General features: G+C 76.5%; 15 protein-coding genes and 2 pseudogenes. 13 read left to right on the forward strand and 4 right to left on the reverse strand.

All coding sequences use genetic code 11. From position 1 onward, the window contains the following. Positions 1-12 precede the first annotated feature (12 nt). The 6 genes and pseudogenes from C4T42_RS01665 to C4T42_RS01690 all read left to right on the forward strand — a co-directional run bounded on the left by C4T42_RS01665 (position 13) and on the right by C4T42_RS01690 (position 2,372). Entirely contained in the window at positions 13-366 is a 354-nt protein-coding gene (locus tag C4T42_RS01665) for a head-tail adaptor protein (RefSeq protein ID WP_103984640.1), read from the forward strand. Next, positions 363-791 (forward strand): DUF3168 domain-containing protein, encoded by a 429-nt coding sequence (locus C4T42_RS01670; protein ID WP_020090918.1) that lies wholly within the window; start codon positions 363-365, stop codon positions 789-791. The genes C4T42_RS01665 and C4T42_RS01670 overlap by 4 nt, the downstream gene beginning before the upstream one ends. Before the next feature lie 11 nt (positions 792-802). After that, positions 803-1,213 (forward strand): phage major tail protein, TP901-1 family, encoded by a 411-nt coding sequence (locus C4T42_RS01675; RefSeq protein WP_020090917.1) that lies wholly within the window; start codon positions 803-805, stop codon positions 1,211-1,213. A gap of 5 nt (positions 1,214-1,218) precedes the next feature. Further along, positions 1,219-1,566 carry a gene transfer agent family protein gene (locus C4T42_RS01680; RefSeq protein WP_056527568.1) on the forward strand — a complete coding sequence of 116 codons (348 nt, stop codon included), beginning with the start codon at positions 1,219-1,221 and terminating at the stop codon, positions 1,564-1,566. A gap of 53 nt (positions 1,567-1,619) precedes the next feature. After that, a pseudogene (locus tag C4T42_RS01685) lies at positions 1,620-1,784 on the forward strand (phage tail assembly chaperone); the annotation flags it as partial. A 9-nt stretch (positions 1,785-1,793) separates the two neighbouring features. After that, on the forward strand, positions 1,794-2,372 hold the full coding sequence (locus C4T42_RS01690; protein WP_100250518.1) for a phage tail tape measure protein: 579 nt from the start codon (positions 1,794-1,796) through the stop codon (positions 2,370-2,372). 18 nt (positions 2,373-2,390) lie between these two features. Here the strand turns inward: C4T42_RS01690 and C4T42_RS01695 are convergent, their stop codons facing one another. Then, entirely contained in the window at positions 2,391-3,308 is a 918-nt protein-coding gene (locus tag C4T42_RS01695) for a TauD/TfdA family dioxygenase (RefSeq protein WP_103984641.1), read from the reverse strand. Between the two features lie 384 nt (positions 3,309-3,692). Here C4T42_RS01695 and C4T42_RS01700 point away from each other — a divergent pair, with 384 nt between their 5' ends. Genes C4T42_RS01700 through C4T42_RS01710 form a run of 3 tightly spaced genes read left to right on the forward strand, consistent with a single transcriptional unit; the run spans position 3,693 to position 5,769 of the window. Beyond that, positions 3,693-4,334 carry a DUF2460 domain-containing protein gene (locus C4T42_RS01700; protein WP_020090913.1) on the forward strand — a complete coding sequence of 214 codons (642 nt, stop codon included), beginning with the start codon at positions 3,693-3,695 and terminating at the stop codon, positions 4,332-4,334. Between the two features lie 14 nt (positions 4,335-4,348). After that, the gene (locus tag C4T42_RS01705; RefSeq protein ID WP_020090912.1) at positions 4,349-5,224 is read left to right on the forward strand and encodes a DUF2163 domain-containing protein; all 876 of its coding nucleotides are present in this window, start codon (positions 4,349-4,351) and stop codon (positions 5,222-5,224) included. Further along, a complete protein-coding gene (locus tag C4T42_RS01710; RefSeq protein WP_020090911.1) occupies positions 5,221-5,769 on the forward strand; it encodes an NlpC/P60 family protein in 549 nt (182 codons plus the stop codon). The genes C4T42_RS01705 and C4T42_RS01710 overlap by 4 nt, the downstream gene beginning before the upstream one ends. Here C4T42_RS01710 and C4T42_RS01715 read toward each other — a convergent pair. After that, positions 5,700-5,984, reverse strand: a complete 285-nt coding sequence (locus tag C4T42_RS01715) for an addiction module antidote protein (protein WP_020090910.1) — start codon at positions 5,982-5,984, stop codon at positions 5,700-5,702. The two genes, C4T42_RS01710 and C4T42_RS01715, sit on opposite strands and share 70 nt — an antisense overlap. After that, on the reverse strand, positions 5,984-6,286 hold the full coding sequence (locus C4T42_RS01720; RefSeq protein WP_020090909.1) for a type II toxin-antitoxin system RelE/ParE family toxin: 303 nt from the start codon (positions 6,284-6,286) through the stop codon (positions 5,984-5,986). Before C4T42_RS01720 ends, C4T42_RS01715 begins: the two co-directional genes overlap by 1 nt. A gap of 75 nt (positions 6,287-6,361) precedes the next feature. Between C4T42_RS01720 and C4T42_RS01725 the strand changes: the two are divergent. Then, positions 6,362-10,172 (forward strand): annotated as a pseudogene (locus C4T42_RS01725) (glycoside hydrolase/phage tail family protein). 31 nt (positions 10,173-10,203) lie between these two features. Next, positions 10,204-11,460 (forward strand): DUF2793 domain-containing protein, encoded by a 1,257-nt coding sequence (locus C4T42_RS01730; protein WP_103984642.1) that lies wholly within the window; start codon positions 10,204-10,206, stop codon positions 11,458-11,460. Between the two features lie 37 nt (positions 11,461-11,497). Here the strand turns inward: C4T42_RS01730 and C4T42_RS01735 are convergent, their stop codons facing one another. Next, the gene (locus tag C4T42_RS01735) at positions 11,498-12,058 is read right to left on the reverse strand and encodes a GDSL-type esterase/lipase family protein (protein WP_026604582.1); all 561 of its coding nucleotides are present in this window, start codon (positions 12,056-12,058) and stop codon (positions 11,498-11,500) included. Positions 12,059-12,137: 79 nt separating this feature from the next. On the opposite strand from C4T42_RS01735, the gene C4T42_RS01740 reads away from it, so the two are divergent. Together C4T42_RS01740 and C4T42_RS01745 are read left to right on the forward strand one after the other, a co-directional pair. Further along, positions 12,138-12,644: a phage tail tip lysozyme gene (locus C4T42_RS01740; protein ID WP_020090905.1), complete on the forward strand. Its 507-nt coding sequence runs from the start codon at positions 12,138-12,140 to the stop codon at positions 12,642-12,644. Between the two features lie 60 nt (positions 12,645-12,704). Beyond that, positions 12,705-13,241, forward strand: coding sequence for a hypothetical protein (locus C4T42_RS01745; protein ID WP_020090904.1), 537 nt, complete (start codon positions 12,705-12,707; stop codon positions 13,239-13,241). Positions 13,242-13,253: the final 12 nt, after the last annotated feature.

Genomic DNA, 13,253 nt, shown 5'->3' on the forward strand with positions numbered 1-13,253 from the left:
GGAGCTTCCCCGATGGCGACCTCGTTCCAACGCCCGCCCCTCGGCGCGCGGCGGCGCCGCTTCGTGCTCGAGCGGCCCCTGGAGGAGCCCGACGGGTTCGGGGGCGTGCTGCGCCGCTACGTGGCCGGCCCGGTCCTGTGGGGCGCGATCGCCCCGGCGGGACTCGCCGACCGAACGGCCGGCGGCCGCACCGACACGCGGCCCGCCTACCGCGTCACTCTGCGGAGCCGGGCCGCGCTCGACCCGACCATGCGGCTCGCCGCCGGGCCGCGCCGCTTCGCGATCCGCGCCGTCGCCGAGCCCGACGCGCGGGGCCGCGACCTGATCTGCCACGTCGAGGAGCTGCCCGGGGAGGGGCGGTCGTGAGCGATCCGGGCCCGCTCCTGGCGCTCCGCGCCGGCCTGATCGCCCGCTTCGCCGCCGACGCCGCCCTGGCCGCGCTGCTGGGCGGCCGCGTCCGGCTCTACGACGAGCCGCCGCGGGGCACGCTCCCGGTCTACGCGCTGTTCGGCGACGCCGAGATCGCGGACGAATCCGTCGACGGTGCCGAGCGCCACCGGCACAGCCACGCGATCGCGGTGATCGCCCAGGCGGGCTCGGTGCGCACCGCCCTCGACGCCGCTTCGCGCATGGCGGCGCTCCTCCGGGACGCCCCGACGCCCCTCGTCCTGCCGCTGGCCGGCTGCCGGCTCGTGACCCTCCGGGTGCGGGCCGTCCGCGCCCGGCGCGACGCCCGGACCGGCGAGGCCAGGGCGACCCTGACGGTCGAGGCCGTCACCGAGAACCTGTGAGGAGGGTGCCGATGGGCGCGCAGAAGGGCAAGGACCTGCTGATCCGGGCCGGCGACGGTGCGGGCGGCTTCGTGGCGGTGGCGGGCCTGCGCAGCCGCCAGATCACCCTCAACGCCGAGACCGTCGACGTCACCAACGCCGATTCCGCCGGGCGCTGGCGCGAGCTGCTCGCCGGGGCCGGGGTGCGGCGGGCCGCGATCGCCGGCTCGGGCGTGTTCCGCGACCAGGCCTCGGACGCGCGCCTGCGCCTGCTGTTCTTCGAGGGCGCGGTCGAGGTGTTCCAGATCGTGATCCCGGCCTTCGGGATCCTGGAGGGGCCGTTCCAGATCGCGAGCCTGGAGTACCGGGGCGACCATGCCGGTGAGGTCACCTTCGACATGAGCCTCGAATCCGGCGGCGCGCTCGCCTTCGCGGCGGTCTGAGCGCCGTGGCCAACCGGATCCGCGGCGAGGTGCCGCTCACCCTCGGCGGGCGGCGCTACACGCTCTGCCTCACCCTCGGCGCGCTCGCCGAGCTGGAGACCGCGCTCCAGGCCGGCGACCTCGCGGGCCTCGCCGCGCGCTTCGCCGGCGGGCGCGTCTCGGCCCGCGACCTGATCGCCCTCCTGGGCGTCGCCCTGCGGGGCGGCGGCCACGACCTCGACGACGCGGCGGTGGCGCGGCTGCCGCTGGCGGGCGGGCTCGACGCCGTCTCGGCCGCCCTGGGCGACGTCCTGGCGGCGGCCTTCGGGGAAGCGCCGGGCGGGGAGGCACCGGGCCCGGCAAACCCTCCCTAGGGCCGGACGCGGCCCCGCCGCCGCGTCCGGCCCCGGGCCGCTTCCCCTGGGACGACGCCCTCTCCCTCGGCCTCGGCGCGCTGGGCTGGCGGCCCCGCGATTTCTGGTCGGCGACGCCGCGGGAGTTCGCCGCGGCGCTCGGCCGGCGCGCCGGCTCGGAGCCGCTGTCCCGCGCCGCCTTCGCGCGGCTCCTCGCCGCGCATCCCGACCCACCCTGAGGCACCGCCATGGCCGAGACCGACCCGCAGGGGGACCCGCTGTCCGACGACCGGATCCGGCAGCTCGAGACCCTGGACCGGCTGGCGCAGAGCTTCGGCCGCAGCCTCGACACCGCCCTGACCCGCGGGGCCGCGTCCGGCCGCAGCCTCGACGGCGTGCTCGGCACCATCGGGGCGCGCCTCGCCGGCGTGGCGGCGCGGGCGGCGGCCGGGCCGATTCAGGCGGGCCTCACGGGCCTGATCGGCGCGATGCTGGGCTCCGGCGCGGAGACGGGCTTCGCCCGCGGGGGCGTGTTCCGGGGCGGCCGCGTCCAGCCCTTCGCCGCCGGCGGCGTCGTGGCCGCGCCGACCTACTTCCCCATGGCGGGCGGCGCCGGCCTGATGGGCGAGGCCGGCCCGGAGGCGATCCTCCCCCTCGGCCGCGGGCCGGACGGCCGCCTCGGCGTGGCCGCGGGCGGCGCCGCGGCGCGGCCCGTCTCCGTGACGGTCAACATCGCGACCCCCGATCCAGGCGCCTTCCGCCGCTCCGAGGCGCAGGTGACCGCGAGCCTCGCCCGGGCGGTGGCGCGCGGCCAGCGGGCGACCTGAGGCGCGCGCGGCCACAGCTCACGCCGCCCTGCGCGCCTCCGTCTCCCGCGCCCGGCTGGTGCGGCCGTCGACGCTCACCGGCGCGACGCCCTGGATCGTCACGCGGCGGACCACGCGGGGCGCCTCGCCGTAATCGTCCACCGCCCGGTGGACCGTGGCGCGGTTGTCCCAGATCGCTACGTCGCCCGTCCGCCACGACCAGCGCACGGTGTTCTCGGGCCGGGTCGCGTGGTCGTGGAAGATCGCCAGCAGGTGCTGCGAATCCGCGGTGGTCAGGCCCAGGATCCGCTGGATGAAGTGGCCGACGATCAGCGAGCGCTCCCCGGTCTCCGGGTGGACGTGGACCAGCGGGTGCTCGGTCTCGAACACGGTCCTGGTGAACACCTCGTCGTAGCGCCGCCGCTCGGCCTCCGACACGTTCACCCGGCCGCCGACATAGTCGTAGACGTTCGAGTGCAGCACCCAGAGCTTGTCGGCGAGGTCGCGCAGGGGCTCGGGCAGGTCCGCGTAGGCCGCCGCCGTGTTGGCCCAGAGCGTGTCGCCGCCGTGGGGCGGCAGCGTCACGGCCCGCAGGATCGAGAGCGCCGGGTAGGCCGGCACGAAGGTCACGTCGGTGTGCCAGGAACTCGCCCGCTCGCCCCGGCTGCCGTCGATGTCGAGGATTCCCGCCGTGCCGGCGAGGGAGGGTACGATCGGATGCGGGACGAGGTCGCCGAGGCGCCGGCCGAACGCCTCCTGCCCGGTCTCGTCGAGGTCCTGGTCGCGGAAGAACACCACCTTGTGGGTGTTCAGCGCCTGCCGGATCGCCGCGACCGTCCCGTCGTCCAAGTCTCCCGAGAGGGCGACGCCGCGGATCTCCGCGCCGATGCGGCCGGCGACGCGGCGGATGTCGAGGACGGGGGCGGACGCGTGGAGGGGCTGGGGGGTGGCGCTCATCGGAAGGTTTCCCTGGCAGAACGGCGCCGCGTCGTGCGGATCGCGCGGTGAACCGAGATGTGCGGACCGAGAGGACTTCGGAGAACATCCGCTTCGGTGCGGCGATCTTCGATCACCTGCCGTCCCGTGTCGATGAACGGCGCTTTTGATTTTCCGGCGTCTCTCGGAAGACTTTTTTGAGCTGCTCCGATCTGGCAGCGATACCGTTCCCCGGGCGTCGCGCGGGATCTGCGGCCCGGCCTCCGTCCTCGCGAGCGGAGCGAAGCGATCCCGGAGCGCCACGGTCACGGATGTCGCGCTGCCCTGAGTCGCGTCGCTGCGCTCGCGAGGACGCCCCGGAAGACCGGCGCGGCCCTGTCGCCACCCGAACCGGAGAGGCCCGTCATGGCCGACGATTTCCACGAGGTGCTGTTCCCACTCGACGTCTCGCTGCGCGCCGGCGGCGGCCCGCAGCGGCTCACCGAGATCGTGACCCTGGCCTCGGGCCGGGAGCACCGGAACGGCCGCTGGGCCGATTCCCGCCGCCGCTACGAGGCCGGGTTCGGGATGCGCGGCCTCGACGCCCTGCACGCCGTGCTGGCCTTCTTCGAGGAGCGGCGCGGGCGGCTCTACGGATTCCGGTTCCGCGACCGGGTCGACGACCGCTCCGGGCCGCCCGGCCGGCCGACGGGTCCCTTCGACCAGCCGCTCGGCACCGGCGACGGCGCCACCGCGTCCTTCCCGCTGGTCAAGACCTACGGGGCCGGCTTCGCGCCCTACAGGCGCCGGATCGCCAAGCCGGTGGCGGGCAGCGTCCGGGTCGCGGTGGCGGGCCGGGAGGTCGAGCCCGGCGCCTTCGCGTGCGACCCGACGACCGGCCTCGTCACCTTCGCGCCGGGCCGCGTCCCGCCGCCCGGCGCCGCCGTGACGGCGGGCTTCGCCTTCGACGTGCCGGTCCGGTTCGACACCGACGCGCTGACCATCGACCTCGCCGCCTTCACGGCCGGGGAGATCCCGAAGGTGCCGCTCGTCGAGATCGTGCCCTGAGGAGGCGTGACGCCATGCGCGACATCCCGGAGGCCTTCGCGGCGCATCTCGCCGGCGGGGTGACCACCCTGTGCCGCTGCTGGTCCCTGCGGCGGCGGGACGGGCTCGCCCTCGGCTTCACCGACCACGACCGCGACCTGACCGTCGCGGGCCTCGTCCACGCCGCCCGCACCGGGCTGGAGGCGGCCGAGGCCAGCGCCGAGCTCGGCTTCGCGGTCTCGGGCGGCGACGTGGCGGGAGCGCTCAGCGGCCTCGGGCTCACCGAGGCGGACATCGCCGGCGGCCTCTACGACGGCGCCGCCGTGGAGACCTGGCTGGTCGACTGGAGCAGCCCCGAGACCCGGCTCCTCCTCGACGTCGCCACGATCGGCGAGGTGCGCCGGGACGGTGACGCCTTCGTGGCGGAGCTGCGCGGCCTCGCGCACCGGCTCGGCGCCGAGCGGGGCCGCACCTACCGGGCGACCTGCGGCGCCGATCTCGGCGATGCCCGATGCCGGGTGGACCGCGCCGCGTGGACGACGGCCGGCCGCGTGACGGGCGTCCCGGAGCCGGCCACGCTCGCGGCGGCGCTCGCCGGGTCCTTCGCGGACGGCCTGTTCACCGGCGGGCGCCTGACCTGGACGACGGGCGCCAATGCCGGGCTCGCGGCGGACGTGCGCCTCCAGCTCGGGCCGCTGATCGAGCTCTGGACGGTGCCGCCCCGGCCGGTCGCCGCCGGCGACGGGTTCAGCCTGACGGCCGGGTGCGACAAGCGCCTCGCCACCTGCCGCGACCGCTTCGCCAACGCGGTCAATTTCCAGGGCTTCCCGCACATGCCCGGCAACGACGCGGTCATGCGGGCGGTCCCCGGCTCGGACACCATCCTCGACGGCGGGAGCCTCTTCCGATGAGCGCGATGCGGCGCGAGATCGGCCGGGATATCGGTGTCGCGGCGCTCGGCGAGGCGCGGCTCTGGCTGGGCACGCCCTACCGCCACCAGGCGTCGCTGCGCGGCGTGGGCTGCGACTGCCTGGGCCTGCTGCGCGGGGTCTGGCGCGGGCTCTACGGCGCCGAGCCGGAGGTGCCGCCGCCCTATTCCGGCACCTGGGCGGAATCGGCCGCGCCCGGGACCGACCCGCTCACCGAGGCGGCCGCCCGCCACCTCGTGCCGGTGCCCGGACCCCTGGCGGACCTGGCGCCGCGGCCGGGCGACGTCCTGCTCTTCGCCTTCCGCCGCCACCTGCCGGCCCGCCACTGCGCCATCGCCACCGGCGCCGGCGCGATGATCCACGCCCACGACGGGGCCGCCGTCACCGAGGTCGCGCTCACCGGATGGTGGCGGCGGCACGCGACGGGGGTGTTCCGGTTTCCGGCGCGCTGCGGCGCCTACGAGGAACGCGTCGATACGGTGAGCTTGACGCCGAGCACGTCCATGATCTTGCGGACCGTCTCGTAGCGGAGCTTCGAGCCCGGCGTCAGCGCCTTGTAGAGGCTCTCCCGACCGACACCCGCTTCCCGGGCGATCTGCGCCATGCCGCGTGCCTTCGCGACATCGCCCAGGGCCGCGATGAACAGCTCGGGGTCGGGGGCGTCGAGCGCCGCCGCCAGGTATTCGGCAATCGCCTCCTCACTGTCGAGGAATTCCGAGGCGTCGAACGGTGTGAAACGCATCAGGTGATTCCGTCGAGAGAGGCGGCCATGGATTTGGCCCTCTGAATGTCCCGGGTCTGGCTGGACTTATCGCTTCCGCACAGGAGCAGGTACGTTACCTCGCCGCGTCGGACATAGTAGACGCGAAAGCCCGGGCCATACGGGATCCGCATCTCGAACACACCTGCCCCGACCGGTTTGGCATCCCCGAAATTGCCGAGCCCCGCGCTGCGGATACGTGCCGCGATGCGCGCCCTGGCGCGGTGATCCTTCAGGCCCGTGAGCCAAGTCCGGAAGGTGTCGGACAGCAGGATCGTCGTCACAGGTCGAACGTATCCGATCGGATACGGACCGGCAACCCGTCCACGCGATACCGCCATCAGATCCGGAGCCCCGCCATGGCGACGCTGATCCTGTCCTCGGCAGGCGCGGCGGTCGGCACCGCCCTCGGAGGCCCGATCGGCGGCCTGGTCGGGCGCGCGCTCGGCTCCGTCGCGGGCGCGGCCCTCGGCGGCGCCCTGTCGGGGGCCGGGCGGCACGCGCGCTTCGTCGAGGGGCCGCGGCTCGCCGACGTCGCCGGGCTCACCTCCACCGAGGGCGATCCGATCCCGCGGGTCTACGGGCGGGCTCGCGGGCGGCCCGAGGACCGTCACCACCCGCTACAGCTACTTCGCCAACCTCGCGGTCGGCCTGTGCGAGGGCGAGATCGCCTGCGTCCGCCGGATCTGGGCGGACGGGCGGGAGATCGACCAGGCCGGCCTGACCCTGCGGGTCCATACCGGCGGCCCCGGCCAGGAGCCGGACCCGCTGATCGTCGCCAAGGAGGGCGCGGAGAACGCACCCGCCTATCGCGGCCTCGCCTACGCGGTGTTCGAGAACCTCGCCCTCGCGGCCTTCGGCAACCGCGTCCCGCAATTCGCCTTCGAGGTGATCCGCCCGGTCAACGGCCTGTTCGACCGCGTGCGCGCCGTCGACCTGATCCCCGGCGCCAGCGAGTTCGGCCTCGATCCGGACCGCGTCACCGTCGATCTCGGGCTCGGCCGCACCGAGGCCGCCAACCGGCACCAGCTCCAGCGCGGCACCGACGTGATCGCCTCCCTCGACGCGCTCCAGGCGCTGTGTCCGAATCTGCGCCGGGTCGCCGTGGTGGCGACGTGGTTCGGCACCGACCTGCGGGCGGGATCCTGCCGGGTCGTGCCCAAGGTCGAGGCCGCCGACAAGCGCGCCCGGCCGGAGGATTGGCGCGTCGCCGGGATCGCCCGCGACCGGGCCGAGACGGTCTCGACCCTGCCGGACGGCAGCCCGGCCTACGGCGGCACGCCGGCGGATGCGGGCCTGACCCGGCTGATCGCCGAGCTGGCGCGCCGGGGGCTGGCGGTGTCGCTCTACCCGTTCGTCATGATGGACGTGCCGGCCGGCAACGTGCTCCCCGATCCGCACGCCCCCGGCGCCGCGCAGCCCGCCTATCCCTGGCGCGGCCGCATCACCTGCGATCCGGCCCCGGGCCTTCCGGGGAGCCCGGACGGGACCGCCGCGGCCGACGCGCAGGTCGCGGCCTTCTTCGCGGGTGGCTACCGCGACGCGGTCCTGCACTACGCAGACCTCGCGGCCGGCTGGGCGGCCTCGGGCACGCCCCTCGCGGCCTTCGTGATCGGCAGCGAGCTCGTCGGCCTGACCCGGGTGCGCGGCGCGGCCGGCTACCCGGCGGTGCGGGCCCTGCGCGACCTCGCCGCCGCGCTCCGCGACCGCCTCGGCCCGGCCGTCACCCTGGTCTACGCGGCGGACTGGACCGAGTACGGCGCCCATGTGGGCGACGGCGGCGCCACCGTCCGCTTCCCCCTCGACGACCTGTTCGCCGACCCGCATATCGGCGCCGTCGGGATCGACTGGTACCCGCCCGTCTCCGACTGGCGCGACGACCCGGACCACGCCGACCTCGCGGTGACGGGCGACATCGCCGACCGGGCCTATCTGAAGGCCCGGGGCGCGTCCGGCGAGGCCTTCGACTGGTACTACGCCGACGCGGCCGACCGCGCCGCCCAGGCCCGCCGGCCGATCACCGACGGCACCGCCGGCAAGCCCTGGATCTACCGGGCCAAGGACCTCGTCGCGTGGTGGTCGAGCCCGCACGTGGAGCGCGACGGCGGCGTCGAGACCTGCACCACCACCTGGGTGCCGGCCGGCAAGCCGATCTGGCTCACCGAGATCGGCGTTCCGGCGGTGGACAAGGGCACCAACGGCCCCAACGTCTTCCCGGACCCGAAATCGTCCGAGAGCGCCTTCCCGCCGGAATCCCGCGCCCTGCGCGACGAGCTGATCCAGCTCCGCGGGCTGGAGGCCGTGATCGCGCGGTTCGACCCGGCCGTGCCGGGCTTCCGGGAGGCCGACAACCCGGTCTCGCCGGTCTACGGCGGCCGCATGGTCGATCCCGACGGGATCTTCGTCTGGGCCTGGGACGCGCGGCCCTTCCCGGCCTTCCCGACGGTGCGGGGCGTCTGGGCCGACGCCGCCAACTGGCGGGTCGGCCACTGGATCACCGGCCGGATCGAGGGCTGCGACCTCGACCTGCTGGTCCAGCGGATCCTCGCGGATTTCGGGTTCGACGCGCCGGTCTCCGTGGAGGCCGCCGCCTATCTCGACGGCTACGTGATCGACCGGCCGCTCACGGCGCGGGGCGCCCTGGAGACCCTGGCGGAGGTCTACGGTCTCGACGTCTCGGCGGTGGCCGGCACCCTGCGGCTGCGCGGTCCCCGGCGCGACCGGCCCGTAATCCTGGCCGAGGCCGACCTCGTCCGGCTGTCGGAGGAGCGGCCGGTCCTGCACCAGGTCCGGGCCGAGGAGAGCGCCCTGCCGCGCTCCGTGGAGCTCGGGATCACCGATTCCGAGAGCCCGGATTACCGGCGCGCCGCGGCCTCGGCCGTGCGGCCCGCCGGCCTGCGGCGGCGCGAGACCCGGATCGAGGCGGCGATCGTCACCCGCCGGGAGACCGCCGACGGCCTGGCCGAGGCGCTGCTCGACCGGCTGATCGCGGCCCGCGACACCGCGGTGTTCACGCTGAGCCCGCGCCGGGTCGAGCTGGAGCCCGGCGACCTCCTGGCGGTCCCGGCCGACGTGCCCGGCGGCGCGGTCCTGCGCCGGATCGACCGGATCGACGACGCGCCCACGGGCCGCCGGATCGAGGCGAGCGGCGTGCCGCCCCGGGCGGGGCCCGGGCGCGGGCTGCCCCGCGCGATGGCCCAGGCGGCGGTGGCGCCGCCCGCCTTTCCCGGACCGCCGCTCGCCGTCGCCCTCGACCTGCCGATCGATCGCGGCGAGCCCACGGTCCTTCAGTCCTGCGCGGTGGCGGCCGAGCCCTGGCCCGGCGCGGTCGCGATCTGGCGCGCCGCGGGCGACGGGCCGCTCGCCCTGCACCGCCTCGTCGACTACCCGGCCTGCCTCGGGCGCACCCTGTCGGCGCTGCCGCCCGGCCCGCTCTGGCGGATTCAGCGGGGCGCGCATCTCGACGTCGCCCTGCGGCGCGGCGCGACGCTGGCCTCGATCGGGGCGGGCGCGATGCTGGCCGGGGGCAACCTGTTCGCCCTGCTCGGCGCGGACGGGACCGTGGAACTGCTCTGCGCCGCGTCCGCGGTCCTGACCGGGCCCGACACCTACCGGCTGTCCGGCTTCCTGCGCGGGCTCGCGGGCAGCGAGGCGGCGGCGGGGCGGGTCTGCCCGGCGGGGAGCCTGATCGTGCGCCTCGACGACGGCGCCGTGACGCCCCTGGTCGACCGGCTGGACGAGGTCGGCCGCGCGTTCCGCTACCGGATCGGGCCGGCGGATCGCGATCCGGCCGACCCGGCCTTCGCCGAGATCACCGCCACGGCCGGCCTCGCGGCGCTGACGCCGCTGCGGCCGGTCCACCTGCGGGCGCGGCGCGCGGCGGACGGGGTGCGGCTCTCTTGGATCCGGCGGGCCCGCCGCGACGGCGACGCCTGGGAGCCGGCCGAGATCCCGCTCGACGAGCCGGAAACCTACGCCGTGACGGTGTTCTCGGACGCCGGTACGGCCCTGCGCACGCTCCGGGCCGAGGCCCAGCACTGTCTCTACGCGGACGAGGCGGCCGATTTCGGCGGCGCCCAGACGCATGTCGACGTCGCGGTGGCGCAGATCGGTCTCGTCGCCGGGTCCGGACCCGCCTGCCGCGCCCGTATCCCCGTCCGCTCGGCCTGACCGCTCGACCTGACCGCCCGGGAGCCGCCCCATGTCCGACGCCACGCCCCATCTCGGCCTGCCGCTGATCGCCGCCAGCCAGGCGCAGAAGCACGTCACCCACAACGAGGCGCTCGGCCTTCTCGACGCGCTGGTCCAACTGGCGTGCCTGGACAAGGACCTCGCCGCGCCGCCGCCGGGCCCCGCGGAGGGCGACCGTTACCTCGTGGCCGCCGCCGAGCCCGGGGGGGCCTGGGCGGGGCTCGCGGGCCAAGTGGTGCGCTACGCCGACGGGGTCTGGACCGGCGCCGCGCCGCGGGCCGGCTGGCTCGCCTGGCTGATCGACGAGGCCGACCTCTACGTCTTCGACGGCGCGGCCTGGACGAGCCTCCGTCGCGCGCTGACCGCGCTCCAGAGCGTCGGCCGCCTCGGGATCAACACGGCGGCCGACGCCACCAACCGTCTCGCGGTGAAGTCCGACTCCGCGCTCCTGACCTGGGACGACGCCACGCCGGGCACCGGCGACATGCGGATCTTAGTCAACCGGAAATCCGCCGCCCGCGACGCCGCCCTGGTCTTCGAGACCGGCTACGCGGCGCGGGCGCTGCTGGGCACGCTCGGGAGCGACGACTTCACCCTGAAGGTCTCGCCCGACGGCGCCGCCTTCGCCACGGCGCTCACCGCCTCGGCGCGGACCGGCGGGATCGACTTCGCCTCGGCCGAGACCGCCCTCGCGGCCGCCCCCACCACCGACCTCGGCGCGGCCGGTACCCGGCGGGTGCTCGTCACCGGCGCGGCCCGGATCGCGAGCTTCGGCGTCGCCGCCGACCGGGAGCGGTTCGTGCGCTTCTCGGGCGCCGCGACCCTGGTCCACGATCCCGAGGCGCTGGTGCTGCCGACCCGCGCCGATCTCGTGACGGCCGCCGACGACACCTGCATCGCCACCTCGGACGCGGCGGGCCGCTGGCGCGTGCGCCACTACCAGCGCGCCGACGGGACGCCGCTCGCGACCGGCGCGCAGGTGCTCGGCGCGAACGGGTCGATCCGGCTCCCGGGCGGCCTGATCGCGCAATGGGGGCTCGTCACCGCCGCCGAGGCGGATGTCGCGGTGGCGTTCGGCATCGCCTTCCCGGGGAGCTGCCTCGGCGTCTGGGCGCAGCCGGTCGCCGGCGCCGGCGACGCGCTCCACGCCGCGCAGGTCAGCGACGTGGCGGCCACCGGGTTCACGCTCCGCACCCGCCGCGCGACGGCGGGCGCGGTGGCGGGGGTCGGGTCGGTGCCGACCTACTGGCTGGCGCTGGGCGCGTGAGCGCCGTGGATCCGCAGGCGGCGCCTCGCGGCCGCTCTCAGTCCGGAACGGCGTCGAGGGCCCGCAGCATCGCCGGCTCCACGGCCGCGTAGCCCGCGCCGTTCAGGTGGATGCCGTCGTCGGTGAAGTCCCGCCGGAGCGCGCCCGCCTCCGTGGCGAGCGGCGGCCCGTAATCGACGAGGCGGGCCGGGCCCGCCGCGCAGTAGGCGCGCAGCCACCCGTTCAGGGCGCGGATCCGCGCCACCGGCCGCAGCTCGGGGCGCCAGCCCCAGAAGTCGCTCGGCATCACGGTGCCGATCGTGAGCGGCAGCCCGGCCGCGAAGGCCATCCGCCCCATGGCCATGATGTTCCCGGCGATCGCCCGGTCCGGCACCGGGCCGCCGATCTCCGCGATGTCGTTGATCCCGCACATCAGGTGCACGGCCCGGGCGCCGGCCGTATCCCGCAGGAAGCGCGCGCGGATCTGCCCGCTCGTCTCGCCCGGGACGCCCCGGGCGACGAAGCCGTGGAGCGCGAAGGTCTCGGCCCGCACCGCGCCCCAGGCGGCGGTGATCGAGTCGCCGATGAACACGAGCGGCCGGTCCTGTCCGCGTCCCACGCTTCCCCCTCGGCGCCGCCCACGGCGCGGGCCGCCTTAGCCCGGCGCGCCCGGGGAGGCCAGTTTCCGGAGCACGCCCATGCCGCCTCCCGTTCCGGCCGCGCAGGAGCCCTTCGCCGCCGCCTGCCGCCGGCTCGGCCCGCGGCTGATGCGCGATCTCGGCCTGAGCGACGTCCAGGCCGCCGGCCTGCTCGGCAATCTCGGCCACGAGACCGGCGGGTTCCGCCACCTCCAGGAGGTCGCCCCCGCGGTGCCGGGCTCCCGCGGCGGCTGGGGGCTCGCCCAGTGGACCGGGCCCCGGCGCGTCGCCATGGAGGCGTGGTGCCGGGCGCGCGGCCGCGATCTCGCCGACCCCGAGGCGGGCTACGGCTACCTCTGCGCCGAGCTGCGCGGTCCCGAGGCGCCGGCCCTCGCGGCCCTGCGGGCCACCACCACCCTCGCTGCCGCCACCGAGGCGGTCTGGCGCCGCTACGAGCGGCCCGGCGTCGTCGCGCCCGCGCGCCGCCTCGCCTGGGCGCGCCGGGCCCTCGCCGCCCTGCGCGCCGGTCCCGCTGCGATGCCGGCTCAGCCGCCGGGCCGGCCCTGACCCGTCATCACCCGATCCCGAGCCGGCCGGGTCCGCCGCGCGCTGAGAAGGAGTTCCACGATGATGCACCCGATCCGGGCGGCCGTCGCCCTGGCCATCACGGGCCTGCCGCTCGCCGCCCTCGCCGCGCCGGCCGGCGGTGCCGCGCCCGCCGTTACTCCCGTCGCCGGCTTGGCGCTGCCGTGGGGCGACTGGCTCTCCGGCCTGCTCCAGCCGGTGACGGCCGCCCTCGTGCCGCTCGCCGCCGCCGCCGTCACCGCCGGCATCGCCCGGGTCGCGCCCTGGGCCGCCTCGGTGCTCACCCGCGACCGGATCGAGGCCGCGATCCGCGCCGGGGCCGAGTTCGGCCAGAACGCCGTGGCCGGGGCCGCCCGGGGCCGGACCGTCAGCGCCGATCTCGGCGCCGCGGTGGTGGCTGCCGGCGCCCGGCACGTGCTCGCCACCGCCCCCGCGCACGTCGTGCGGAAGGCGGGCGGCCCCGAGGGCGTGGCCGCGCGGATCTTCCGGGCGCTGCCCCTCGACCCGCAGGCGAGCGCCGCCAACGTCCTCGCCCCAGCGCTCGCGCAGCTGCGCGGGGCGGACAAGCACCCGGCCTGAGGCCGGGCCTCG

The sequence above is a fragment of the Methylobacterium sp. 190mf genome, assembly GCF_900107945.1.
Taxonomy (GTDB): Bacteria; Pseudomonadota; Alphaproteobacteria; order Rhizobiales; family Beijerinckiaceae; genus Methylobacterium.

Coding starts and splice junctions, on each gene's coding strand:
- C4T42_RS01665 (WP_103984640.1), top strand. CDS start 13: ATGGCGACCTCGTTCCAACGCCCGCCCCTCGGCGCGCGGCGGCGCCGC.
- C4T42_RS01675 (WP_020090917.1), top strand. CDS start 803: ATGGGCGCGCAGAAGGGCAAGGACCTGCTGATCCGGGCCGGCGACGGT.
- C4T42_RS01690 (WP_100250518.1), top strand. CDS start 1,794: ATGGCCGAGACCGACCCGCAGGGGGACCCGCTGTCCGACGACCGGATC.
- C4T42_RS01695 (WP_103984641.1), bottom strand. CDS start 3,308: ATGAGCGCCACCCCCCAGCCCCTCCACGCGTCCGCCCCCGTCCTCGAC.
- C4T42_RS01700 (WP_020090913.1), top strand. CDS start 3,693: ATGGCCGACGATTTCCACGAGGTGCTGTTCCCACTCGACGTCTCGCTG.
- C4T42_RS01705 (WP_020090912.1), top strand. CDS start 4,349: ATGCGCGACATCCCGGAGGCCTTCGCGGCGCATCTCGCCGGCGGGGTG.
- C4T42_RS01710 (WP_020090911.1), top strand. CDS start 5,221: ATGAGCGCGATGCGGCGCGAGATCGGCCGGGATATCGGTGTCGCGGCG.
- C4T42_RS01715 (WP_020090910.1), bottom strand. CDS start 5,984: ATGCGTTTCACACCGTTCGACGCCTCGGAATTCCTCGACAGTGAGGAG.
- C4T42_RS01730 (WP_103984642.1), top strand. CDS start 10,204: ATGTCCGACGCCACGCCCCATCTCGGCCTGCCGCTGATCGCCGCCAGC.
- C4T42_RS01740 (WP_020090905.1), top strand. CDS start 12,138: ATGCCGCCTCCCGTTCCGGCCGCGCAGGAGCCCTTCGCCGCCGCCTGC.
- C4T42_RS01745 (WP_020090904.1), top strand. CDS start 12,705: ATGATGCACCCGATCCGGGCGGCCGTCGCCCTGGCCATCACGGGCCTG.